Origin of the sequence: Bradyrhizobium sp. AZCC 1719 (assembly GCF_036924525.1) — a bacterium.
In the GTDB taxonomy this organism is placed as follows: Bacteria; Pseudomonadota; Alphaproteobacteria; order Rhizobiales; family Xanthobacteraceae; genus Bradyrhizobium.
In genome coordinates, this window is the sequence record NZ_JAZHRU010000001.1 from 4,556,936 (window position 1) to 4,580,925 (window position 23,990).

Genomic DNA, 23,990 nt, shown 5'->3' on the forward strand with positions numbered 1-23,990 from the left:
CCGGCGAAGCATGGCAGAAGCACATCCGCGACTTGCGGGCACGGCGACCGAACTGGCACTGCTGCTGGCGTTGGCGACACTGTGGGGTGCCTCGTACACATTCATCAGGATCGGCGTGGCGACGATTCCGCCGATCACATTGATCGCGTGCCGCACGCTGATTGCCGGATTGCTGCTGCTGGCCATCATGCGCTGGCGCGGTGTGAGAATACCGGTTGATGCCGCGACCTGGCGACGCTTCCTGTTTCAGACCTGCCTCAACAGCGTGATCCCGTGGACGATGGTTGCCTGGGGAGCGCAGGCGTTGGACGCGGGGGTGGCAACCATCCTCAATTCCACCGCGCCGATATTCACGTTTTTCCTGACACTGGCCGTCACGCGCCATGAGGCTGTGACGTCACGAAAGCTGCTCGGCGTCATCGCCGGGATGGCCGGCATTTGCCTGATCGTCGGCGTGCAGGCGCTCTCCGGCTTCGGCGAGGAGCTGGCCGCCCAGATCGTGATGGTACTTGCCGCCATCTGCTACGCTGGCGCGGCGATCCTCGGCCGGGGTTTTAAGGATCTCGATCCGATTGTGCCCGCGGCCGGATCGTTGCTGTGCGGCGCGGCGCTGCTGATTCCGGTGAGTCTGGTCGCGGAGCGGCCATGGACGCTGCAGCCGTCGACCAGCTCGATACTGGCGCTGGTCGCGCTCGCGGTGTTTTCCACGGCACTCGCCCTCGTGATCTATTTTCGCCTGATCCGAACCTTGGGCTCGGTCGGCACCACCGCGCAGGCCTATCTGCGGGTGCCGATCGGTGTCGCGGTGGGCGTGGTTTTTCTCGGCGAGCAGCCGAGTTCGACCGCCTGGATCGGCCTTGCCTGTGTCGTCGTCGGCGTCGCCGCGATGACGATCCCGGAGCGGAAGCGGTCCGCCGCGGCGGCGTGAATCGGCTTCACGCCAGGAAGGCGTCGACCAGCGCCTGGTCCTGGTCGTAGACCCAGCATTCGGAAAGCAGTCCGTCGCGCACGGTGTACACCAGCAACCGCTCGACCTCGGCCGTTCTGCTGTCGCGCTCAAAGCGCTCGCGGACTAGCAGCGCGCCGTGTTCGGGTCCGGCCATGACGTCGACAATGGCGAGCAGCTTACGACTGGTGCGCTTGGTGACCTCAGCCAGGACGGCGAGCGCGGCGACCTTGCCCCTGTGATCGCCGGAGAGCGGATTACGGCCGAAATAATGCAGCGTAAAGTCGCTATGATAACAGGCGGCAAGTGCTGCACGATCGCCGGCGAGCCACGCGCTCGCATAGCGGCCGAGGGCCTCTCGGTTGCGCTCAATCGCAGCTTTGGGCTCGATTTCAGAACGGCTATTTGCCATCGTTGTCCATCTCGTGGGTCGTTGTCATCCGCAATGATTGAACCGGCCGAACCTTTGGGGCTTTCAGGAACTGGCTATGGGCGAGACGGCGGCAGCGAAATTGATCGGATGGGGCGCCCGCGTGCTGTATCTGGGTCCGGCCTTCGGGCTGACGCCGCACCGGAACGCGACCGCCGTTCTTGCCGTCGGCCTCGACGGGCGGCTGGAAGTCGCTGACGGTCCGAGCGATTGCACGACGCCGTATCGCGCAGCGCGCAGCGTGCTGATCCTGCCCAACAGCCAGCACCATTTGCGCATCGAGCGGGGCCGGATGGCCTTCCTCTACGTCGATCCGTTCGGACGCGATCTCAGGGCGGTGATCACGCGGATGACGACAGTGACGCCGCGCGCAGCCTTCGATCTGCGGGAAGAGCCCGCTGTGATCGATATCCTGACGGGGTTGGCCGAAAACCGCATCGCGGCACCGGAGGGGCGCGCATCCCTCGGCGGGCTATTGGGTATCGGCGGGCAGGCTGAACCCAACGCGCGCATTGCCGGAGCACTGCGGCATATGCGGGACGAGCCGCACCGCGCACACCGGCTGACGAGCCTTGCTGCCCGCGCAGGCCTGTCGCCGTCACGCTTCCTGCATTTGTTCAAGGCAGAGACCGGGGTGCCGCTGCGGCGCTACCGCATCTGGAACCGGATGGGTGCCGCGGTCCGCGCCAGCGGCGAGGGTGCATCCCTGACGGAGGCCGCCCACGCGGCCGGCTTCGCGAGCTCGGCACATTTCTCCAGCGCATTTCGCGACATGTTCGGCATGATGCCCTCGGACCTGGCGAAGGCCCTGAAGCCGGGGGCGGGCTGATCCAGGTGATCCGGCCCATATACCGTCATTAACCACTCGGCGGCATGTTCCCTACGGCCCGAAATACATCGTATATTGGCGCCCGATTGGAGCCCGGCCCCGACCCACATGACCGCTGAAACGCCGCCGAATTCGCCGCCGCGATCGTTCTCGCTTTCGATCGGCCAACTGACATTCGGCAGTTTCATGCTGGTGCTGGCGGTGATCATCATCACCTCGACCGCCAGCGTCATCGCCATCCGCCACATCGATTCGACCTTTGCCGAGCTGCAGCGGCTGCAGAGCGTCGGCGATCTGGCCGAGGATATCGACCGCCGCATGAACGAATTGCGGCTCGCGGCGCGGGATTTCGTCACCGATCGCGGCAACCAGTCGCTTCAGGTTGGCGAAGCCGCCAACGCGCTGGGCGAGATCCTGAAGAAGACACGGCTGGAGCTGGCGCCAGAGCAGCAGGACATGATCGACGGCGTTACCGAGCGCCTGGCGACCTACCGCACCGGCATCGAGCGGATTTCCGCGCTGATCAACCGCCGCGCCGAGATGATCGTCGCGTTGCCGCCCTTGCGCGAGCAATTCGATACGGCGATCGCCGAGGCATCCGATCCCCGCCTTGCGACGGCCCTGGCTCAGACCCAGAGCCGGATCGCCTCGGCGTTGCTGGCGCATAACCCTTCGGCGGCTGAACAGGCTGCGGAAAGCATGCGCTCGATGACGATCACGGACTCAAAGCTGCGTGCGATCGTCGACGATTATGCGCTGGCGATCGTCAACATATCGATCCGCGAACGGCAGATATCTGACATCGACAGGGAAGTGCTCGGAGCGGAGGGCCGCCTGATCCAGCGCGTCACCGAATTGTTGCGCGACGTCAGCGATCGGCGGGGGCGCGTCCTCTCACGCGATTTTGCGCGGACCCTGACGGAAGCGAAATGGCAGAGCATCGTTCTCGGCACGGCCGGCGTCCTGATCGGACTGTTTGCGTCGCTGCTGGTGGTTCGGCGCACTGTGCGTCCGCTTGCCGCGATCGCAACCTCGATCCGCGCGGTGGCCGGCGGCGAGAAGAACGCCTCGATCCCGGCGACCGACGTGGACAACGAGATCGGCGATATCGCCCGCGCCGCTGAAATATTCCGGCAGACGCTGGTCGACGCCGACACCGCACGCGAGGCAGCGGTGCGTGCGCTCGCCGAACAACGGCTTGCGGAGGAAAGTTACCGCAAGCTGTTCGAGTCCTCGGTCGACGGAATTTACGTTACGACGCCCGGCGGCGCGCTGCTGAACGCCAACCCGGCGCTGGCGCGGATGATGGGCTATGCCACGCCGCAGGATCTGATCAACGGCATCGGCGACATCGCGGATACCGTTTACGTTCAACCCGAAGCGCGGGCGGAATACGCGCGGCTGATGCAGCGCGACGGCATGATCCGCGAATACGAGTACCAGGTTCGCACCAGCACCGGCGCGGTGCTCTGGCTCTCCGACAGCGCCAGCGCGGTGCGCAACGAAGCGGGGGAGATCATCCGCTACGAAGGAACGGTGCGCGACATCACCGACCAGAAGCGGGCCGAGGATGCGATCGCCGAAGGCCGCCGCCTGCTGCAAATGGTGATCGACACCGTGCCCGCGGTCATCAACGTCAAGGACAAGCAGCTCCGCTACGTCCTGATGAACCGCTATATGGCCGGCATTTTCGGGGTCGAGCCGGGGTATGCGATCGGCCGCACCACCGCCGAGTTGATGTCGCGCTACGGCGCGGAAAAGACCGACGAGCCCGACAAGCGGGTGCTGGCGGTCGGCAAGGAACTGGGCTTCTACGAGGAAGAATACAAGGACGCGTCCGGCCATATGCGGCAATGGCTGGTCAACAAGCTGCCGATCCTGGATGCGGCCGGCGAGATCGAGAACATCGTGACGGTTGCGCTCGACATCGGGGAGCGCAAGCGTGTCGAATCCGAGATGCGCAAGGCCAAGGATGCGGCGGAGGGAGCGCTACGGAACCTGCGTGAGACGCAGAATTCGCTGATCGAGGCGGAAAAGCTCGCCGCGTTGGGACGGCTGGTGGCCGGCGTAGCCCACGAGGTCAACAATCCCGTCGGCATCAGCCTGACGGTGGCGTCGGCGTTGGAGCGAAAGACGTCGAACTTTGCAGCGGAGGTCGCCCGCGGCGAGTTGCGGCGTTCCAGCCTGAACGATTTTCTCGATACAAGCCGCTCGGCGTCGTCGCAGCTCGTCGCCAATCTCAACCGCGCCGCCGAGCTGATCCAGTCGTTCAAGCAGGTCGCCGCCGACCGCAACTATTCGGACCAGCGCACCTTCGATCTCGGCGATCTCACCGAGCAGGTGGTAATGTCGTTGCGGCCGGGCCTGCGCAAGCACAATCTGACGCTCAACGTCGAATGTCAGCCGAACCTGATGATGAACAGCTATCCCGGGCCGTACGGACAGGTGCTCACCAACCTGTTCCTCAATTCGGTGGCTCATGCCTTCCCGGACGGCAAGCCGGGCACGGTCGATATCCAGGTGCGGGAGTCCGGCAAGGACAATGTCGAGATCATCTTTTCAGATAACGGCATCGGCATGAGCCTCGATGTCCGCCGCCGCGCCTTCGATCCGTTCTTCACCACGCGGCGCGATCAGGGCGGCACCGGGCTCGGCCTGCACATCGTCTACAGCATCGTGACAACCCGCCTTGGCGGCCGGCTCGACCTCGATTCCGAGCCGGGCGGCGGCACGCGCATCCAGATGATCCTGCCGCGCACGGCGCCGCTGGAGCAGGCGGCGGAATAGGCGCGCGCCCGGCGGCCAAAGCGTTTTCAAGCGAAAGCCTGCCCCGGACTTGATCCGGGGTGGATACCGGTTCGCGTCAAGAAAACGCGTCAAAACAAGAATCTAGAGCCCGGTTCTGATTCAATCAGAACCGGGCTCTAGTCGATATCAGCCAATTTGTGCAAGGTGGCGCCGAAGATCTGGCTCGCTTTGCCGACGAGCGCGGTTCCATTCATGCTGCCGCGGGTGTCCGTGAAGGTTCCGGATACGCCGATGCCGACCGGGCTGGGGCCGCCGAACAGCGGATTGTCGTTGTCGCGCGGGGTGGTGTGACGCTGCACCAGGACCTCGCCTTTGAAGGTGTCGCCCTTCACGGTGTAGCTGCCGGTGTAAAACAGATAGGCGTCGCCGCCGAGAATCTGGCCATCCCGAAACAGAATAACGCCGCTGCCCTTGCCGGTGCGCCCATCCAGCAGGGTGACGTGGATCGAATAGAGCCCGTTCTTCATGGCGTCCCAGATGCCGGCGTCCGCGCCCACGGAAAGCCGGTCAAGGAGTTATGCCAAAGCGTGGCCTGCACCGTCAACGCGTCAGGTTGCCTGCCAATTCCCGTACAGGGTGCAAATCTGGAGCATGCTGCTCGGAGGTGACACGAGAATGACGTGCGGAGGACCGACTCGAGTTGGCCCGCGAAATGCATAGTTTTCCTTGCACCGGCCGGCGGGTGCTGGAGCAAGAGAAACAGGTGACCAACTGGATGAATTCAGGCGGCCACGTGCCGCATCGATACGCAGCGAATAGCAATTGTGAATCCATGGGCCGCCAGCGTGTGGGCCGCTGGAAAGAGCCGCTGATCATCGGCAGCGTGTTGCTGATGTTGCCGTTGGCTTCGGCTCCCAGCGAAGCCCGCGATCTTGACGGCCGTTATGCCAACTCACCGCTGAAGCAGTGGTTCGACAGCCTAAGGAGCGGAAAGGGACCGTGCTGTTCCGACGCCGACGGCAGCGCCGTCAGCGACGTGGATTGGGAATCAAAAGGCGGGCACTACCGCGTTCGCATCGACGGCGAGTGGCACGACGTGCCTGAAGATGCCGTCATCACCGAGCCGAACCGGGTAGGGCGAACCATGGTCTGGCCGATCCGCGGCTATCAGGGATTGAGCATTCGCTGCTTCATGCCAGGATCGATGACGTGAGCGACTATCAGTCCCTCATCCTTGTGAGGCGCGCCAGCGGCGTCTCGAAGGATGTAGGCCCGTCTGTGGCCTCATGGTTCGCCTGGCGATGCGCAGCATCGTCCGGAGACGCGCGTGCCGCGCTCCTCGCCATGAGGATCAAATCAAATGGCGCTCATGTATATTTCTTGTCGCGTTCGAGCAGTTCGATCGAAATGCCCTGCGGCCCACGGATGAAGCAGATGCGAACGCCAGGACGTATGGTGGTCGGCTCCTTCGTGAACTCGACGCCCTTGGCCTTGATCTCGGCAGCGACCGCGTCGATGTCTTTCACCGTCAGGCCAAAATGATCGAGCCCCTGATAGGGCGTCACCGGTGGCGGGTTGACGCCGTCGCTGACGGCAACGGGTGCGATGAACACGTTGGCGCCGCCGAGTTTGACGTCGAGCCGCCCCGGGGCACGGACGATCTCGCCGCCCAGAATGTCTTCGAGCCAGGCGGCAGTCGCTTCGGGATCGGGGCTGCGCAAATGCACATGGTCCCAGGTAACGGTCGGCATCTCGATCGGTCTCCCATTATTGTTGTTGCGGCGCTGAAGGTCGGTTGCGTCGCGCGGCAATGAAGCCGCCAGCCAATCCACAACTCTATCCTGCAAGCCTTACCCTGCAAGCCTTGCACCGCCGCCGCAATATTGTCGAGGTGGCATGAAACCATTCCTGCTCTGGATGATTGTTGACGGCGGCGGGATCCGTACAGCGGCGGTCGTGAGAGAAGCCGTACGGGAAAAAGCCCGTATGGCTTTTTTCATGCGCGGCACGGCAATCGCCGACGCTGCCGGGTGAGGGCGAGGATATGAGAATCGCCGGGTGGTCGTTCGGAAAAATCGAAGCGCGGCTTGCCGTGCTGCCGGCGATCGCTATCGTTGGATGCGCCATATGGTTGATGCTCCCGCAAGCGAGCGATGCCGAAAGCCGTCTGGCAGCGACGCCGTCTGAAGTTGCCGGCGTCACGCAAGGCATTTCCCGCACGGATGATCCGGCTGCGACTCGGGCGGCTCTGCCGAGCCCCGGGCCGTCAGCAGTTTCTACCGATCCCAACCAGGCGGTTGGTGCCGCGGCGCCTCTCGACATCGCGCAGCCAGAGTCGGTTGCTCCTGCCACGTCGCCGCTCGACGGTCTGAAAATCATCTCGCAGTCATGGCGAAGGGGCGGGCTCGGCTCGAAAGCGCTGGTGACCTTCACGCTTCGCAACACCAATGACTACGCGGTGAGGGATATCGAGATCGCCTGCAATTTCATCCGCCGGGACGGCAGCCATCTGACCGCCCGCAGGCGGATCATTCCCGATACCGTGAATATGAAGAGCCGGAAGCGATACGCAGGCATGCTGGTCGGGTTCGTCAACGTCCACGCGAATAAGGCGAAATGTTCACTGGTGACGGCCAGCCGCGTTTAGCCCTGTGCGGCCGAACTCACCTTTCATCTCCAAAATGTGACCTGCGCCTTTGAACCTTGCAAGTTGAGCAGGAACTAAACGGTATATCGCCCGTTGGGCGGGTTGAACCGCGCGGCGTTCGCGCGGGGGAGTAGGACCAATGCCCGTGACGCGTTATTTCCTGTTTGTCGGCGGAGTGCTGCTCGCGCTGTTGTTGGCGATCGATGCGCTTGTCCCAGAACAGGCGGTCGTGGCCAGCCAGGCCGTTTCTTCGGTCGACAAGACCGTTTCTTCGGCCGACAAGACCATAGTGCGCATTCGTTCCGACCAGAAGCTGCCGGAGCGGGTGGTCTTTGACACTAGCCTTCCGACCATTGTTCCGCCGCCGTCCGTGACCGCCCAGGCCGTTGCGCCTGCCGTGACCCCCGCCGCAGCCCCTGCCTCGGCCGACACCGCCGCTCAGGCCCGTGCGCGGGAGACGTTTGCCCAGTACGTCCCGGCGGAGGCGAAGAAGCCGGAGCCGCCGGTCCAGCGCAAGCGCAAGGTGGCAAGAAGCCGTCCGCCGTCGATGCAGTTCGCGCAGCCGCCGCAAATGCGGGTCGCGCAGCAGTCACAATTTGGCTTCTTCGGTGGCCCGAGCTGGAACACTTGGTAAGCGCCCGCCTGATTTAGCGCGGTAGCTTCGGAATCTTGTCCGCAAAACCATTATAGCAGGTCAACCGTTCGTCTTCCTCCTTGACGAAGCGGCAGTCATTGACGCCCTTCGCCGCCGGCGCCTTTGGTTTGGGCTGTGGCGCATAAATGGCGTCGTAGCAATTCAGGCGTTCCTTGGTCGCGTCGTCGATATCCTGGCAGGCCTGCAACTTTTGGGCGACCGACAACGGCTTTTCTTTCTTGCCCGCCGTCGGATTCTTCGCCCCGACCACAACCAGCGGTTTGCCGCCAATGGTGGGAGGATTGGCCGGGCCGGCCGGGGTACTCGTTCCCTGAGCCAGCGCCGCCGCCGGATACAGGATCGCCAGCGTCAGGATGATCTTTCTCATATGAAATGTCCGAATAGCCGTAAGCTGAACCAGCGCCGCTGGGAGAACCACAACTCCCGACCCTCGGAATCGAAAATCCCGCTGGGCGCCTGCGTTCTCTAGCATCATCCCCGAGCGTCTGTCTAACCCGTTGATTTAATAGCCATTCAATTGAGCCTGCGACGGTTTGGTGGGGGCAGCCGGGCCCTTCGCCCGTTGTCGGCGCGCTGCGGACGCTGCATTGGCGTCGTCGATGGCGAGGCGGCGCTACCAGACCGAGCGATTGCAGAAGGGCGACGCGACGTCGGCTACAGTGGCCATTCGATCGAGAATGTCGGCAGCGGACCCTGCGCGCATCCTCGCCGCGAATTTCGGCCAGCCGGCGGAACTGTTTAAAAAAATTCCCCGACCGCGACGTGATCATCGTCCCAAAGGATGGGGCCCGTTGGGGAGAGCGCGCTTTGCGTCCCTGAAAACCCCGCCTGATCTCGCGAGCAATCGCATCAGTGGGGCTCAGGTGCAGGTCTAGCGTAGGCGATAGGCGTCAAATGCGTGGGCCAGGAATATGCCGATGCTGACGAAGACGAGGAATGCCGTCACGACCTCGGTCATGGCCTTCCTCCCTGTATTGCCATGCCGGGAAGGGCACGCTTGAGAAATTCGCGATAGATGAGGTTGAGGACCGATACCAACATGATCTAACCCCTTGTTTGATCTTGGGACCCTAGCGGCTCTTTGTTTCCGGAGCGCTTCGCGGCGGAGCAGAATGGTTTCGTCGCGCCGACCCGCGATCACAGAATCGCGACGGAACCGGAACCATCCGTGTCAGCGATCGGCCCGCCCTTTTCTCGCCATCCTAATTCAGGAGACGTGCGGGGGCGGTGCTACGGGGCAATGTTCCCAAAGGTCCTACGTGATCATCCGACATTTGCAGCAAAACGAGACTTTTAGGTCGCGCCGCGCATTCCTGCGCGGAATTGTGTCTTCGGCCAGCGCGCTTGCGCTCGGCGGATGCGCCAGCCTTGGCGCGACGGGCGCGCGTTACGACGCCTCGTCGCTCTCGGTGGAGCCGACATTGCTCGTCGCAACCACGCGCAAGCCGGTGAGTGGCGGGCGCGCGAAACCGTGGTTCGGGCCGGAGCGGGCTTCGAAGATGATCGTGGCACGGGCGAAGCTGGTGCCGCCCGACGAGAATCGTTTCTCGCTCGCCGCAGCCGGACTTGGCGATTGGCGTCTCGATACGGTCGAGCCGGTATCGGGAGAGGTCGGTGATCTTCTCGGGCAAACCAGCGGCGGCTCGGACGTGCTGATCTACGTGCACGGTTTCAAGCAGACGTTCGAGACGGCGGCGCTCGATGCCGCGCACCTCGCCGACGGCATCAGATTCCGCGGCCAGACGATGGTGTTCTCCTGGCCGTCCAAGGCGGGACTGTTCGATTACGCCTACGACCGCGATAGTGCGATGTACTCCCGCGATGCCTTCGAGCGCGTGCTGCATTCCCTCGCCACTGCCCCGAGCGTCGGCCGCGTTCACATCGTCGGGCACAGCATGGGCACCATGCTGACCCTCGAAGGGCTGCGTCAGCTCTATGCGCGATATGGCGACAGCGTTGCCGGCAAGATCGGGGCCGTGGTGTTCGCCTCACCGGACATCGATATGGATGTGTTCTCTTCGGCGACCCAGAATATCGGACCGCTCACCCGCAAGATAACCGTCGTCGCTTCAACGAATGATCGCGCGCTTGCGTTGTCGGGACGATTGGCCGGCGGGATGACGCGGGTCGGCGCCGCCGAGAAGGCCACCATCGAGCAGCTCGGCGTGCGCGTCATCGATGCGTCCGATTCAGGCTGGGGCATCATCAACCACGATCTGTTCCTATCCAATGCCGAGGTACGGAAGGTGATACGCCGCTCGATCGATACCTCGGCCGCGTGAGCTCGCCTTCGGCGCAACGGCATCGCACGGCAACATGATGGCGCCCGTCCATCGCCGGCAAGCGGCCATCACAACGTCACCGTGTTGTCACCCATAATCTCGCCAAATTGACGGAACATTTATTCGTGGCCGGCACCGTGGTGCCCGGTCTCGCCTCGAACTACTCAGCGCTTGAATTGCTCAACGTGCGCAACGCCGACCGGTTGTCGGCGCACGATGCTTTGCGAGTCGATCGGGGAGATCTGGGCGACAGCGGGCCTTGCCGGCGATCCAATTGTTCAGTTGTTACAGAGGAATAAAAATCATGCGTCAAGTAACATCCAAGGCCGAGGCAGGTTCGAGCGCGAACCGTCGACAGGTGCTATCACTCGCGGTGGGCGTCGCGTTGCTCGCGGGCGTCACTACGGCTCACGCGCAGAGCACGGGCATCGCTTCCTGCGACGACTTCCTGACCAAATACGACGCCTGCGTCGTCTCCAAGGTCCCCGAGGCACAGCGCGCGATGTACAAGACGCAGATCGACCAGACGCGCAAGGCGTGGGTCGACATGGCCAAGAATCCGTCGACCAAGGCGACCATGGAAGCGACCTGCAAGCAGACCCTGGACGCAACGAAGGCATCGCTCACGGCCTATGGCTGCTCGTTCTGATCGGCGCATGCGCCGCTGAAGGGAGTGGCGTCGAATGGGCGCCACTCCTTGAAGGCGGGCGGTACCGGGGAGCAGCCGACGATGCCGGCGAGGCGCTCTTTCGGAATTTGGTCAAAGCGACGTGGGCAGCGCCGGCACACGATTCACGATCAAGCGGCGCGCCTTCAAGGCGCGGTCTGCAAACTTATCCTTGTCTCGATTAACCACTTGTTAACCATAACGCCCCAGCATTGCCGCTTCATAGAGAGTCGCCAAGGACCGTAATCCGAAGGCGCAATTGACCGTTCATCTTGGGGGCGAGCAGAGGCTCGCGGGGCTCCAAGGAGCAACGTCATGTCATCATCTGGCATACGCCTGCTGTCCGATTTCGTCCCGGCGATTTTCGGCGCACTTGGTTTGGGTATTCCGATTGCGGTTGCGATCATCTGGATTTGTTCCTGATCGCGGTATGCCGCTTGGCTTCTTACGGCGCCCGTCTGAGCGGGTGTGGTGCAGCATGGGGTGAAGTCAGTTGGCAGTCCTTGCGACTGGCCGCCCCATCCCGTGATGCTATCTTCCGGAACCGATCAACAGGGGAGGCAAATTGCTTCCAGAGGTTCTCGACCTTCATGGTCCCCGTTCGCCGCGTAACGCATTGCTTTGTCTGAACAATGCAAGCGCCCGCGAGACATCATTACTATCGGCGGAGCGGTTCGAACGAATGATTGGCTCCGCGAGCGTCGCGACGTTCATTGAGCCCGGTCAGGCGTTCCTTCTGGCGTTCGAGCAGACAGACGATACGACGGCATCCACTTCAAATGGTTTCGGAGCCGCTACGACCGGTTTCTGTACGTCGACCGTGTCGTCGTCGCCAAGGAGCGCCGAGGCCAGGGTCTGGCTCGGATACTGTACGCCGACCTGTTCACGCGAGCTGAGGAGCGTGGCCACAACTGCATTGTCTGCGAGGTCAACGTGCAACCGCCGAATCCCGAGTCAGATAGATTTCATTCAGCGCAAGGTTTTCGAGAAGTCGGAAGGGCAACCATCGACGATGGAATGAAGACCGTCCGCTATCTCCTGTGGCGCCGATAATGGCGATTGCAATGACAATCCGCGGCTCTCGCGCCAGGAGTAGAAGCATATGGTCCTGTCCCGCTGCGTCGCAAAGGTCGCAACGCGAACTGCCGCTTTACCTGGCTTTCCCGGTATGAGTGAAAAATGACGGCGCCTTACAAAATCGTGGTCGCCGGCGGTCGTGGACATATGGGCAGCGCCATCGTTTCGGCGCTTAGCGTTGATCCCGCATTTGTTCACGTTGGCAATCCAGGTCGGCACACCAGTCCTTAGCGCCAAGAGGGGGTTTGCTCCAGGGCGTCGTGGCGTGCTCTGGCCTAGAAATGGCGCCCCCAGTGTAGATGAAAGTGATAACTACGTTTCCGCTTCCGCACTCTGATATTCTCGCCACCGACGCGCAATTCCGACCGCGAATATCCAAGGCGCGCCAAAACCATTACGACCACCTGCTGAGCACAGCGGCTTCGGCGGCCCCAGTTCGTTCGGTCCGTGACCAGCGAATGCTCGTCGTCCAACGGTCCCGCGTAGCAGCGATGCTGCCGTCATCGAGCATATGATTGGGCTGCGGCTTCCGAGAGGATGAAGTTGATGCGGCAGCGGCGGCGCGCACGGGGGCTGCGCGAGCTGCGTCTCGTCGTTGCCGACCCGCGTTCGCGGGCGGTGCGACGACGGGTGGCGAAGCAGGTCGCCGGCCTCGACCTGGATCGCGAGCGCGACGTGTTGAAGTGGATCGAATCGGTCTCCGAGTTTGATGCAGATGCGACGCGGTGATCTGGTGATCGTTGCGGCGGCCGGTGACTATGGCACGCCCCGTCCCGCCGTTATCGTGCAGACTGATGCCTTTCCGGAGAGCCATGCTTCAGTGGTAATCTGCCAGTTAACTTCAGATCTGGCCGATGCTCCGGATTTCCGCGTCACCATCGAACCTAACCCCGAAAACGGATTGCGGCTCAAATCGCTGGTGATGGCCGACAAGCCGGTCACCGTGAGACGTGAACGGATCGGGCAGAGGATCGGGCATCTCGGCAACCAAGACATGGCTCGGAGTTGCTTTGGCGTTTGTCTTGGGGCTCGCGGATTAACGATGCTTCTGGTCCAGGCGCCGGACAGCAAGATTGACGTACGGTTGTCGGCGGCTTGATGCGGCATTTGCCGACGCCCGGAAACAATATCGTGCAAAATCGTAGAATGGCGCGCCACGATGAAGATGGGCACTATTCGTGCGCCGCGCCGCTATGATGCCGCAGCCCGCCACGCGCTCCAATTGGCAAATCTACGACGGTCTGCGATCTTGCACTCCTGTCTCATGCGCGGCTGTCTTCCCGATGTGGCAAGGTGGTCCCGTCACTCTTCGATGGCGGCGGTGCCGATCGATTCCGGGATTGACGTGACGTACCGTGTTCAGCCCTTCTCGCCCCGAGAAAGACCGCACGGATGAATTCGCGGTACAGCATCAATTGTTCAGATAGCGCCTTCTTCTGCCGGAGCACCTTGGAAACGATGATCCCGCCCTCGGCAATGGCGGAAAGCATGTCTGCCAGATGGTCGAGATCGACAACAATGCGTGGGGGGTAGCGCGCTGCGATCAGATCAAGGCGCTCGCGAAACCGCCGCCGCCATCCTAGCATGGCCGACGTGTAGAGATCGCGCACCTCCCGGTCGAACAGCCGATCCTGATAGCAATAGGCGGCGACGAGACAGCCCGGATGGCCGCTCGGCAAATCCGCCATCGCCTCCGAGAGCATCTTGAGGCCGATCAGGAAGCCGTGCAGCGGGTCCTCATCGAGTTGATCGGCACGGCGAAAGAGATCATCGAATAGCGTGTCCTCGCGTTCGACATAGCGGACAAGCAGGGCCTTCGCGAGTTCGCTCTTGTCTTTGAAGTGATAGAAGAAGCCGTTCTTGGTGATGCCCACGGCTGCGATGAGCTCGTCGATCGATGTGCCGGCGAGGCCCTTTTCGAGGATCGCAGCCTCGGCAACATCGAGGATGTAGTCTCGGGTGTCACTGCGCTTGCGGTGCTGAAGCTCCTGCATGGCATCGCTCCAGGTACCTATCCGGTCGAACTGCACCATGAGTCCAGTTGACACTTGCAGCTGCGATCTACGTTCGGGTCCGCCGGCATTCACCTACCCAAACGATTACTTCTTTCGCGGGTTCCCTGCTGCACCGCGAGTCTTCTAGGAATCGAGGCGCGCTGATCGCATCTTCGCTGCCAATCATTGCCATAAGGCATGGTGAAAGAGGAGAGGCGAGCATGTCGACATTCGCAAGCGCGAAGTATCGTCACCGGCTGCCCCAGCTCGATGGCCGCCGGTTCCTGACCGATGGAGGGTTAGAGACGACGCTGATTTTCCACGAAGGCTGGGATCTACCAATGTTCCAAGCCTTCACGTTGCTTGAGAGCGAGCGTGGGCGAGCGGCGCTGCGCGCCTATTTCGATCGGTATGTCCCTCTAGCAGTCAATCACGGGGTAGGCTTTGTCCTGGAAAGCCCGACTTGGCGCGCCAATCCCGAGTGGGGAGCAAAGATCGGCTACGGCCGGGATGCCTTGGCACGTCTCAACCATGCCGCCATCCATCTCATGCGCGAAGTGCGCGAAGCCTACGAGAACGAGCGGACGCCCATTGTCATCAGTGGCTGTATCGGTCCGCGCGGCGATGGCTATGATCCGGGCAAGGTGATGAGCGTCAACGAGGCCGAAGCTTATCATAGTTGGCAAGTTAGCGTTCTGCGTGACGCCGGCGCTGATATGGTTTCAGCATTCACGATGAACAACTTCAACGAGGCGCTCGGTGTCACGCGCGCCGCGCAAGCGGCGCAAATACCGTGTGTCATTTCCTTCACGGTCGAGACAGATGGCCGGCTGCCAACCGGCGACAGTCTGGCCGACGTAGTTGAAGCGCTAGACGCGGCGACCGGTCGGGCATCGGCCTACTACATGATCAACTGCGCCCACCCCACGCATTTTGAAGGCGCGCTGGATCCCGACGCACCATGGATGAAGCGTTTGCGCGGCCTGCGGGCCAATTCGTCGCGGCGCACCCATGCGGAGCTCGACAACGCGACCGAGCTGGACGCAGGCAATCCTGTGGAGCTCGGCGTTCAATATGCCGATCTGTCGCGGCGATTCCCGCACATCAACGTGCTTGGCGGCTGCTGCGGAACAGACCACCGTCACATAGAGTGCATTGGCTTGGCCTGCAGCGTTCCCGCCTAGATCAGTATCCAATGCGCCCGTCTCCTGGTGTTCAAGCTATGGCCGAGGCTTGTGAGGAGCGCATCTCACGCATGGTGCAGGCAAATTTCCCTCATTGCCTCACGCTGCCTGCAACCACTGGTACCAAACCACCATAATCCTACCGTGGCAAGTTGCCGCATGCTGAGCGGCCTGCACAGCGTGAACGCGAGTGATCGACACGAACATATCGTCGCCGGTGGAAGGCGTAGTGAACGAACGCTGTTCTTGCCTGAGAGATTAGAGATTAAATCTTCACCTCAGGTTGACCAAATCGAGCATGGCCATCGACTGGGAAATTGCGTGCCCCACAGGACAACGATAAGGTGCAACCGCAACGGGCGGAAGTTCGTGTAGTTGTGAGGTTGCTTGTTTCCGAATCTGTCCGGTGCGGCATTTGTCGACGATGGTTGCGACGAGCGCGTCGACGCGTCCGCAGGGTCGCGCTCTTCAGCAGTGCGCGTTCAGCTTGCGCGTCATCGGATCGTAGCCAGCCACCAATACAACCAGAGTGACCTTTTGAATAATACGCCCGACAGACGCTAGGCCATCCGATCGATATGCAACCTGTGCGTGCCACGCTTTGTTGTGATTAATGCTTGCTTTTTTGTGATTAATGCTGGGGGATAAAAAGAAGAGACAGCTATTTTACGGCGCGGTCGGCTCGCCGACCTCGCAGGTTGTCGTCAATTTCGAGTTGGGTGACCCCGGCGCGCTTGCCGACCTGCTCTCGCGTCGCTTCTCCCCTGTCAAAATCCTGCCCATTGATGTGGCGCCGCTCAGTGCCGTGTCAGGGACCTACGGCGCCTATGCCGGAATCGACTTCAGCCGCACGCGTTACACGGGCGACTTCAGCCTCGTCCCGCAGCACCTCTACGACGGTGTGTTTTTCTACTTTCCCGTCCATGGCCACATGCTTGTCGACCTGGGAAGAGAGCGGCATCTCGGCACGACCACCAAGGCGATCGCGGCCGAGGGCTTCGCCTACCGGTCGATGACTTTTTCAGGCAACTTTGCCAAGCGCGGCGTGGTGATCTCTCGTCCGCTTCTCGCTGAGAGACTGTCGATTTTGCTCGGGCGACCGATTGTCGAGAAGCCACTCTTCGAACCCGTGGTCAATGCCGGAATCCCCGGATTGCAGGGCCTTCAGGCGCTTGTCGAGTTTGCGACGGGAGTCGAATTCCGGCCAGCGCTCGACGTCGGAACGCTCACAGTCCACCGTCTCCATGAGATGTTCCTCGACATGATCTTGGAGGCCTGGCCCCACAGCTATTCAAAGGCCCTACACAAACCTTCGGCTTCTATCGCACCGCGTCACGTAAAACTCGTGCTCGATTTTATCGCGGAGCACCCGAACGCATCCGCGAGCGGGGCCGAACTTGCCGCGATTTCAGGCGTCAGCCTGCGCTCGCTGCAGGCCGGATTCCGGCAGTTCGCCGGCATGTCCATTGCTGCCTACCAGCGCCAAGTCCGGCTCGAGAGAGCCCACAGAGATCTTGTCAGAAATTCAGCTCTTCCGATCGAGGACATCGCCCTCAAATGGGGCTTCACCAATGCCGGCCGCTTCAGCCGCTACTTCCGCGAAGCCTATGGCGTCAGTCCTTTCGCCGTGGCTCGAAAGGGCGCGCAGTGATGACGGCGCCGAGATCCTATGCGTTGCTTTCCCTTTCTGCGCGAATCATTGAACGACGGGAGGCTGACAAAATCCTGCACGACTGTCCGCCGGAACCCGGAATGTGCTGGCTGGGTGTGACGTCTGGATCATGAATATAGTTGCCGATACTCGTTACGTGCCTGCGGAGCCAACGGGCGGCAATCGTCCCGCGTTCCCGGTGTCGCTCCTCTCCTTCATCCTGGTCGCCAAATTCCTCGGTGTCCCGGCCGATCCGGCGCAGATCGCCCATGACCACGGCGCGCCAGGTGAAGGCTACCGCCTGGAAGATCTTGCCAGGATCGCCAAGCGTCTGAACATCGTCGCCAGGATCAAGCCTGTCGCCCTTGCGGAACTCCACAAGGTGCCGTTGCCGGCGCTCGCCGAATTGAAAGACGGTGAGGCTGCCATCCTGCTCAAGGTCGACCAGCAGCCGGACGGGACGCGCTTCCTGATCCAGCGCGGCGATGGCGAACGCCCCGAAGTGTGGTCGGCGGAAGATTTCGATGGCAAATATGCCGGGCGTTTGCTCCTCATGACGACGCGTGAGCTGATGGCCGGCGCTACGCGCCCCTTCGACATCAGCTGGTTCATTCCTGCCCTCGTGAAATATCGCGGGCCGCTGCGCGACGTCCTGATCGGGTCCTTCTTCCTGCAACTGATGGGGCTGATTTCGCCCATTTTCTTCCAGCTCGTCATCGACAAGGTGCTCGTCCATCAGTCGCTGACGACGCTCGACGTGCTGGCCGTAGGGCTCTCGGCGGTGCTGATCTTCGAAACCGGATTGTCAGCGCTGCGCAACTGGCTGTTCGCTCACACCACCAATCGCGTCGACAGCGAGCTTTCGGCGCAGCTGTTCCGGCACCTTCTCAACCTGCCGCTGTCATATTTCGAGGCACGCCGCGTCGGTGACAGCGTCGCCCGAGTGCGCGAGCTCGATCGCATCCGCGAGTTCCTTACCTCGAACGCCGTCACCGTCGTGATCGATCTCTTCTTCACGATCGTCTTCTTCGCGGTCATGTACGCCTATAGCCCGTTGCTGACCCTGATCGTCACACTGTCGATCCCGCTCTATCTCGCCATCTCCATCCTCATAACGCCGACGCTGCGCGCCCGTCTCGACGAGAAATTCCGCCGCGGCGCGGAGAACCAGTCCTTCCTCGTCGAAAGCGTCACGGGCATCGGCACACTGAAGGCGATGGCGGTCGAGCCGCAGATGCGGGCGAAATGGGAAAAGCAGTTCGCGGGCTACACCAGCACCGGATTTCAGGTCGCGACGCTTGCGAACTGGGGCAGCCATCTCATCCAGCTGGTGTCCAAGCTGACCACGGTTGCGATCCTGTTTTTCGGAGCAAAGGCAGTGATTGCCGGCGACCTCTCGGTAGGGTCGCTCGTCGCTTTCAACATGCTCTCTGGGCGTGTCGCACAACCGATCCTGCGCCTCTCCCAGCTCTGGCAGGACTTTCAGCAGGTCCGCATCTCGGTCGACCGGCTCGGAGACGTGCTGAACGCGCCGGCCGAGCCCGATCACAATCCAAACCGCGCAAGCCTTCCTCCGATCAAGGGAGCGGTGAACTTCGATCGGGTTCGTTTCCGCTATCGTCCCGACGCGCCGGAGGCTCTGCGCGGAATCACGCTTGCCGTCCAGCCGGGCGAGATGATCGGTATCGTCGGGCCCTCCGGCTCGGGCAAGTCGACGCTGACGAAGCTGGTGCAGCGTCTCTACGTTCCGGAGCAGGGCAGGGTGCTGGTCGACGGTGTCGATCTCGCGTTGGTCGACCCGGCGTGGCTGCGCCGGCAAATCGGCATCGTGCTCCAGGAGAACATCCTGTTCAACCGTTCGGTGCGCGAAAACATCGCGCTGGCCGACACAACCATGCCGATGGAGCGGGTCATCGCAGCCGCCCAGCTCGCCGGCGCGCACGACTTCATCCTCGGGCTCTCGCACGGCTACGACACGGTGATCGACGAGCGGGGCGGCAATCTCTCGGGCGGGCAACGCCAGCGCATTGCCATCGCTCGCGCGCTGATCGGCAATCCGCGCATCCTGATCCTCGACGAGGCGACCAGCGCCCTCGACGCCGAGAGCGAGGAAGTCATCCAGCATAACCTCGCCGGCATTGCTCGCGGCCGCACTGTTATCATCATCGCGCACCGTCTCTCCGCCGTGCGCCAGTGCGACAGGATCGTCACCGTCGAGGCCGGCGAAATCACCGAAACCGGGGATCACCAGACGCTGCTTCGATCGGGCGGCCGCTACGCCCAGCTCTATACCAAGCAAATGGGGCGTAGCACGTGACCGCCTGGGTGGCCGATCGCTTTCCGACGCTTGCCAAGCACTGGGCCGTGCTGCGGACGAGCTGGAGCATGCAGAACGAGGCCGATCGCAACAGACGGCCACTTTCCGATCACGAGTTCCTGCCGGCCGCTCTCGAGATCATGGAGAAGCCGCCGAGCCCCGGCCTGCGCATGCTGCTGCTGATGACCTGCGGCTTCTTCACCGCCGCTCTGGTCTGGTCCGTCATCGGCACGGTCGACGTCGTGGCGGTGGCGAGCGGCAAGATCATCCCGTCGAGCAAGGTCAAGACCATCCAGCCGATGGAGATCGGCTCGGTGCGCGCCATCCATGTCACCAACGGCCAGCATGTCGAAGAAGGCCAGCTTCTCGTCGAACTCGACCCGACGCTCGCGACAGCCGATGAGGCGCAGGCGCGCCAGAACCTGCAGGCGTCGAAGGTCATCCAGGCCCGCAACGCGGCTCTCCTCGCCTATCTCGACGGCCGGCCGACCGGCTTTGTCGCGCCGGACGATACGCCCGTCGCGACGCTCGCGGTGGAAGAGCAATTCGTCCGTGCCAGTATCGCGGAATACGAGGCGCAGGTCGCGAGCCTCCAGCAGCAGATCGCGCAGCGCGCGGCCGAGCTCACGTCGGCCGAGGTCGAGATCAATAAACTCCGTCTCACGCTCCCGCTCGTCGATCAGTCGCTCGAAGCCCGCCGGCTGCTTACCGAACAGGGCAATTTCGCGCGCCTGAGGCTGCTCGAATACGAGCAGCAGCGCATCGAGCATATCCAGAATGTCGACGTGCAGCTTGCCAATGCCGCGCGGGCACGCGCCGCGATGACGGCGCTCGAGGCCGAAATCCGCAAGCTGCGCGAGACGTTCGGCAAGACCGCCGTGACCGAGATGGTCCAGGCCCGCGACAAGGCCCAGCTTGCGGCCGAAGATTTGCGCAAGACCACACGGCGGCGCGAGTTTTTGCAATTGCGCGCGCCGGTCGCCGGAACGGTGCAGCAGCTCGTGGTCGCGACGATCGGCGGTGTCGTGCAGCCGGCCCAGCCCCTGATGATCGTCGTTCCCGACGGCGCCGAGATCGAGGTCGAGGCCCATGTCCTCAACAAGGACATCGGCTTTATCCGGGAAGGTCAGCCCGTGCGGGTCAAGCTGGAGGCGTTCCCTTTCACCGACCATGGGCTCGTGCCGGGGATCGTCGAGGGCATCAGCCGCGATGCGATCGATCTCTCGCAATCGCAATCGAATGGGCCGCAGCGCGACGAGAAGAACCGGCCGGTCCAGCCCGGCCTCGTCTACGCGGCGCGCATCCGCCTTCTGGAGACGAGCATCCGCGTCCGCGATCGCCAGCAGGCGCTGGGCCCCGGTCTCTCTGTGCAAGCCGAGATCAAGACCGGCGAGCGGCGGATCATCCAATATCTGCTGTCTCCGATCATGCAGGCCCTCGACGAGGCGGGCCGGGAACGGTGACGACGCGAACTTCAAACAGGTCGTGAAGGACAAGCCCGTTGGCATCCGTCCGATCGTCAGCCAGCTCGTCGATCCCGCCGTGCTGGAGAAGATGAAGGTGCGGCTGGGGCCGAGTTGCGGTCGTGACGATGAGCGCGGGGGATCATGGAGGCCATGATCCGATGCGCGAAAGCGGAGTGTCCGACAAGGACACCGCAGACGCGATGTCAAGCCTCGTTGAATGACAGTTGCATGACGGCATAGATTCGTTTTGCGGCCGATGCCGCGCCCGCTCGGAGCCTCGCTTACGGAAGGGAAGGAACGCCTGAGTTTCCGTCCCAAGAAGGCCCTGAGCTCCCCGGGCCGGCAGTTGTAAACAGACACAAAGCGTATCGGACGGACAAATCGCGCAACATTTTTGGCGTGCGTCGCCTTTTCGTCTTGAGGTTGTGGCGGGTTAATGTTCAATGAACGCCGAAGGAGGGGCAGTGGGGCTGTTTCCGACACCTGCGACAGGAACGATACGCCTGTTTTCCCGTTTCGGCCGGTCAGGTCGAATGGGGAGGGCGAGGCGCGTGGAACCATGCAGGTGAACGGTTTTCTCGTGCCGGCACATCGGCGGCCCGGACGGGCCGCAGGCCGCTGCGGCAGCCTCACATGCCCGATGATCACGACACGCCCCGTTGGGCGGATTGAAACTTGCGGGAGGACAGGCCTGTGGCGAAGAATGCGAACGAGAAGGCGGCAGCCGGCAAGCCGGCGCTGAACGGGATCAACGGCGGGGCTGCGGCCGAGCAGGCGAGCCCGACGGATCGCGCGCTCGATCCGCAATTGCTGGCGCAGATCAGCGCGTTCAAGACCAGGATCCAGGCCGGCGTCGGCGAGGTGGTCCTCGCGATGCTGAACCTGCCGCGTTATCGCAACCAGACCCTGGCCGATGTCATGCATCTGGTGGTCGAGCCGATGACCCGCGACCGCATCGCCATCGCGAAGGCGGGCGGCGAGGGCAAGGTCGAGGAGACCGCTGGCATCGCGATCTGGGCCAGCGTGTCCGACGAGGTCGACGCCAAGATACGCGAGCAGATCCAGGCGCGCGTGTTTCCGGTCCGCCTCAAGGCCGAGGACTGGAACAGCGGCGAGACCACTTGGCTGCTCGACGTCATCGCGCCCTCGCAAAAGGTCGCCACCGCCGTGCTCGCGAACTTCAAGCAGGTCGTGAAAGACAAGCCGGTGCGGATTCATCCGATCGTCAGCCAGCTCGTCGACCCGGCGGTGCTCGAGAAGATGAAGGTGCGGCCGGTGGGCGAGGCGGAGGGCAAAGCGAAAGACGCCTGACCGCCGATCGTTGAATTCAGCTTTTGGTTTTCAATCGTTCGAGATCAATCCCAACGCGGAAATCTATGGGTACACTATGGCGATTGATCGTACAGTTGCGCGGGATCGTCATCGAGGAGAAGATTTCATGGTATTCCGCGACAACTTTGTCGAGGTTCAGCCGGGATTCCTCATAGACCCGCTGTTGAAGCTTCGACGCGAAACCAGTCGCGTGACGTGGTGCGATCGGATGATCTGCGCGAGGAGGGCTGCATGAGCGGCAAAGTGTGGTTCAGCAGTGTGATGAGCAACTACCTCATCGGCAACAAACAAGGGCTTCGCGACAAATACTACGGAGAAGACTGGGAGCCGGCGCAACACGAGGTGATCCGAGCCAGCGCCAAAGTCCTTGAGGCAATGGAGAAGCATACGCACGGCTATGCGCTCGAGCGGACGGACTTTCCAGAGGCGACGGCGGTCTTCGACAAGAAGTGTTTTAGGCGTGTCGGAGACCTATTTGTTGTCGGAAGATTCTATGCGGTAAAAGAACGATTGGCCGAAGTGTTAGCGCGCTTCGATCTTGGAAATGGCGGCTTGGTTCCGTTTCCAATTTTTCAGGAAGATTTGAAGACGCCAGTCGAAGGAAAATTTTATTACCTGAATTTTGGCGCCAGAAAACGAACCATTCTACCGAACGAAAGCAAAAATGTTGAGCTGGTCGCCTCGAATAGCGCTACGGGCGTAGAGATCTGGAAAGTAAACCCTTGGGCCGAGGACGGCGATGTCGCTCTTTCCGCGGCGGCTTTGGCCGGCCCGGACCTATGGATCGAGGAGATTGTCCGCGACGGACTTTTTATGAGCGAGGCATTGGCCGCCGCGTTGCGTGAAGCGAAATTCAAGATCGATTTCGAGCTTAAAGAGTGCGCCGGATTGTGGAGAAGGTGCAATGACCGAGTACTTCCGCGGCCGGCTCTTCGGTTTCGAAATCCAGCACATCATCCCGCTGGAAGTATTTACCGGCAAAACCCCTGCGGCGGAAAGGGCGGCCGGCTTTCTGCAATCAATTGGCGTCGATTTGAATGCCAGAGGGAACAAGATTGCGCTGCTCATCAGCACGGTGACACGCGACGCGGTGCTGAACGCTTCGGCCACCGTACAAGCTGCTTTTAAGGAGGCGGGGTTCGGCTTCAACGTCCATGACAGTCAGGCACCAGGCGGAGGCGGCAACCACCCAGGGTACAACGCGTTCGCTATCGCTGCGTTGGATGATTTAGCCACTAAGGCAGCCGCGGGCGGCTGGGACTCCACAGCGAAGACTCGAGCCTACTATGACCTGCATAGGTTTTTGCAGAAAATCAATGCGGACGGCAACATTGCCCTCATTGGGACATCGCAGCAAACGTTCGCAGCGGAGTGGACTGCTTACAGAGGCAATGTCGATAGGGACTATGCGAATCTGGATCCAGAACTAGCTGCCCAAATAGATGCGTACAAGGAAGCATTTATTAAGACCCCAATCGACGGCACGGACAGAAATAGCCAATTGCGCCGTAAGGTCACCACCGATTTGCTAAATGGCGCGGGCGAAATCTTGACGCCCAAAGAACTTGCCAACGCCCAGAAGGGCCTAGCTGCTGGTCCCGCCGGAAATGTAACGGCAGCAGCCGTCTCGCTTATTTTCAGCTTGCAGAAGCGGTCTACGACACCCGTCAACGTAAAGCTGGCGTTGACGGAGTACGCAGCAGCGTTCATCAGGAATGAGCAAGGCTCTGTCGACTTTGGAGCACTGTATGATTCGCTGAATGCC

Annotated in this window: 23 protein-coding genes; 18 read left to right on the plus strand and 5 right to left on the minus strand. The window is 62.0% G+C overall.

Annotated features, from left to right (window positions below; genetic code table 11):
• The first annotated feature begins 10 nt into the window (after nucleotides 1-10).
• Nucleotides 11-928: a DMT family transporter gene (locus V1292_RS21465; protein WP_334374666.1), complete on the plus strand. Its 918-nt coding sequence runs from the start codon at nucleotides 11-13 to the stop codon at nucleotides 926-928.
• Nucleotides 929-935: 7 nt separating this feature from the next.
• On the opposite strand, the gene V1292_RS21470 is transcribed toward V1292_RS21465, so the two are convergent.
• On the minus strand, nucleotides 936-1,358 hold the full coding sequence (locus V1292_RS21470) for a nuclear transport factor 2 family protein (RefSeq protein WP_028345455.1): 423 nt from the start codon (nucleotides 1,356-1,358) through the stop codon (nucleotides 936-938).
• A gap of 76 nt (nucleotides 1,359-1,434) precedes the next feature.
• Between V1292_RS21470 and V1292_RS21475 the strand changes: the two genes are divergently transcribed.
• Entirely contained in the window at nucleotides 1,435-2,205 is a 771-nt protein-coding gene (locus tag V1292_RS21475) for a helix-turn-helix domain-containing protein (RefSeq protein ID WP_334374667.1), read from the plus strand.
• Between the two features lie 108 nt (nucleotides 2,206-2,313).
• Nucleotides 2,314-4,992, plus strand: a complete 2,679-nt coding sequence (locus tag V1292_RS21480) for a PAS domain S-box protein (RefSeq protein WP_334374668.1) — start codon at nucleotides 2,314-2,316, stop codon at nucleotides 4,990-4,992.
• A 137-nt stretch (nucleotides 4,993-5,129) separates the two neighbouring features.
• Here the strand turns inward: V1292_RS21480 and V1292_RS21485 are convergent, their stop codons facing one another.
• The gene (locus V1292_RS21485; protein WP_334377114.1) at nucleotides 5,130-5,480 is read right to left on the minus strand and encodes a GrlR family regulatory protein; all 351 of its coding nucleotides are present in this window, start codon (nucleotides 5,478-5,480) and stop codon (nucleotides 5,130-5,132) included.
• Nucleotides 5,481-5,716: 236 nt separating this feature from the next.
• Here V1292_RS21485 and V1292_RS21490 point away from each other — a divergent pair, with 236 nt between their 5' ends.
• Nucleotides 5,717-6,166, plus strand: a complete 450-nt coding sequence (locus V1292_RS21490; protein ID WP_334377115.1) for a hypothetical protein — start codon at nucleotides 5,717-5,719, stop codon at nucleotides 6,164-6,166.
• 154 nt (nucleotides 6,167-6,320) lie between these two features.
• On the opposite strand, the gene V1292_RS21495 is transcribed toward V1292_RS21490, so the two are convergent.
• A complete protein-coding gene (locus tag V1292_RS21495; protein ID WP_334374669.1) occupies nucleotides 6,321-6,704 on the minus strand; it encodes a VOC family protein in 384 nt (127 codons plus the stop codon).
• 145 nt (nucleotides 6,705-6,849) lie between these two features.
• On the opposite strand from V1292_RS21495, the gene V1292_RS21500 reads away from it, so the two are divergent.
• The 3 genes from V1292_RS21500 (at nucleotide 6,850) to V1292_RS21510 (ending at nucleotide 8,234) form a co-directional block, all read left to right on the plus strand.
• Nucleotides 6,850-6,987 carry a hypothetical protein gene (locus V1292_RS21500; protein ID WP_334374670.1) on the plus strand — a complete coding sequence of 46 codons (138 nt, stop codon included), beginning with the start codon at nucleotides 6,850-6,852 and terminating at the stop codon, nucleotides 6,985-6,987.
• A gap of 10 nt (nucleotides 6,988-6,997) precedes the next feature.
• Nucleotides 6,998-7,600, plus strand: coding sequence for a hypothetical protein (locus tag V1292_RS21505; protein WP_334374671.1), 603 nt, complete (start codon nucleotides 6,998-7,000; stop codon nucleotides 7,598-7,600).
• 139 nt (nucleotides 7,601-7,739) lie between these two features.
• Entirely contained in the window at nucleotides 7,740-8,234 is a 495-nt protein-coding gene (locus tag V1292_RS21510; RefSeq protein WP_334374672.1) for a hypothetical protein, read from the plus strand.
• 13 nt (nucleotides 8,235-8,247) lie between these two features.
• Here the strand turns inward: V1292_RS21510 and V1292_RS21515 are convergent, their stop codons facing one another.
• On the minus strand, nucleotides 8,248-8,622 hold the full coding sequence (locus V1292_RS21515; RefSeq protein WP_028345462.1) for a hypothetical protein: 375 nt from the start codon (nucleotides 8,620-8,622) through the stop codon (nucleotides 8,248-8,250).
• A 958-nt stretch (nucleotides 8,623-9,580) separates the two neighbouring features.
• On the opposite strand from V1292_RS21515, the gene V1292_RS21520 reads away from it, so the two are divergent.
• The 5 genes from V1292_RS21520 to V1292_RS21540 all read left to right on the plus strand — a co-directional run bounded on the left by V1292_RS21520 (nucleotide 9,581) and on the right by V1292_RS21540 (nucleotide 13,380).
• On the plus strand, nucleotides 9,581-10,537 hold the full coding sequence (locus V1292_RS21520; RefSeq protein WP_334374673.1) for an alpha/beta hydrolase: 957 nt from the start codon (nucleotides 9,581-9,583) through the stop codon (nucleotides 10,535-10,537).
• A gap of 304 nt (nucleotides 10,538-10,841) precedes the next feature.
• Nucleotides 10,842-11,186, plus strand: coding sequence for a hypothetical protein (locus tag V1292_RS21525; protein WP_334374674.1), 345 nt, complete (start codon nucleotides 10,842-10,844; stop codon nucleotides 11,184-11,186).
• 825 nt (nucleotides 11,187-12,011) lie between these two features.
• Nucleotides 12,012-12,257, plus strand: coding sequence for a GNAT family N-acetyltransferase (locus V1292_RS21530; RefSeq protein WP_334377116.1), 246 nt, complete (start codon nucleotides 12,012-12,014; stop codon nucleotides 12,255-12,257).
• Nucleotides 12,258-12,818: 561 nt separating this feature from the next.
• Nucleotides 12,819-13,010 (plus strand): hypothetical protein, encoded by a 192-nt coding sequence (locus V1292_RS21535; protein WP_334374675.1) that lies wholly within the window; start codon nucleotides 12,819-12,821, stop codon nucleotides 13,008-13,010.
• Nucleotides 12,991-13,380, plus strand: coding sequence for a type II toxin-antitoxin system PemK/MazF family toxin (locus V1292_RS21540; RefSeq protein WP_334374677.1), 390 nt, complete (start codon nucleotides 12,991-12,993; stop codon nucleotides 13,378-13,380). Before V1292_RS21535 ends, V1292_RS21540 begins: the two co-directional genes overlap by 20 nt.
• A 163-nt stretch (nucleotides 13,381-13,543) precedes the next feature.
• Here V1292_RS21540 and V1292_RS21545 read toward each other — a convergent pair whose 3' ends face one another.
• The gene (locus tag V1292_RS21545) at nucleotides 13,544-14,275 is read right to left on the minus strand and encodes a TetR/AcrR family transcriptional regulator (protein ID WP_442895626.1); all 732 of its coding nucleotides are present in this window, start codon (nucleotides 14,273-14,275) and stop codon (nucleotides 13,544-13,546) included.
• 221 nt (nucleotides 14,276-14,496) lie between these two features.
• Between V1292_RS21545 and V1292_RS21550 the strand changes: the two genes are divergently transcribed.
• The 6 genes from V1292_RS21550 (at nucleotide 14,497) to V1292_RS21575 (ending at nucleotide 23,353) form a co-directional block, all read left to right on the plus strand.
• Nucleotides 14,497-15,459: a homocysteine S-methyltransferase family protein gene (locus V1292_RS21550; RefSeq protein WP_334374679.1), complete on the plus strand. Its 963-nt coding sequence runs from the start codon at nucleotides 14,497-14,499 to the stop codon at nucleotides 15,457-15,459.
• 634 nt (nucleotides 15,460-16,093) lie between these two features.
• Nucleotides 16,094-17,110, plus strand: a complete 1,017-nt coding sequence (locus V1292_RS21555; RefSeq protein ID WP_334374680.1) for an AraC family transcriptional regulator — start codon at nucleotides 16,094-16,096, stop codon at nucleotides 17,108-17,110.
• A 130-nt stretch (nucleotides 17,111-17,240) separates the two neighbouring features.
• Complete coding sequence (locus V1292_RS21560; RefSeq protein ID WP_334374681.1) at nucleotides 17,241-19,427, plus strand: type I secretion system permease/ATPase; 2,187 nt, start codon at nucleotides 17,241-17,243, stop codon at nucleotides 19,425-19,427.
• Nucleotides 19,424-20,890 (plus strand): HlyD family type I secretion periplasmic adaptor subunit, encoded by a 1,467-nt coding sequence (locus tag V1292_RS21565; RefSeq protein WP_334374682.1) that lies wholly within the window; start codon nucleotides 19,424-19,426, stop codon nucleotides 20,888-20,890. The genes V1292_RS21560 and V1292_RS21565 overlap by 4 nt, the downstream gene beginning before the upstream one ends.
• Before the next feature lie 696 nt (nucleotides 20,891-21,586).
• Complete coding sequence (locus V1292_RS21570) at nucleotides 21,587-22,204, plus strand: toxin-activating lysine-acyltransferase (RefSeq protein ID WP_334374683.1); 618 nt, start codon at nucleotides 21,587-21,589, stop codon at nucleotides 22,202-22,204.
• A 252-nt stretch (nucleotides 22,205-22,456) separates the two neighbouring features.
• Nucleotides 22,457-23,353 carry a hypothetical protein gene (locus V1292_RS21575; RefSeq protein WP_334374684.1) on the plus strand — a complete coding sequence of 299 codons (897 nt, stop codon included), beginning with the start codon at nucleotides 22,457-22,459 and terminating at the stop codon, nucleotides 23,351-23,353.
• The last annotated feature ends 637 nt before the right edge of the window (nucleotides 23,354-23,990 follow it).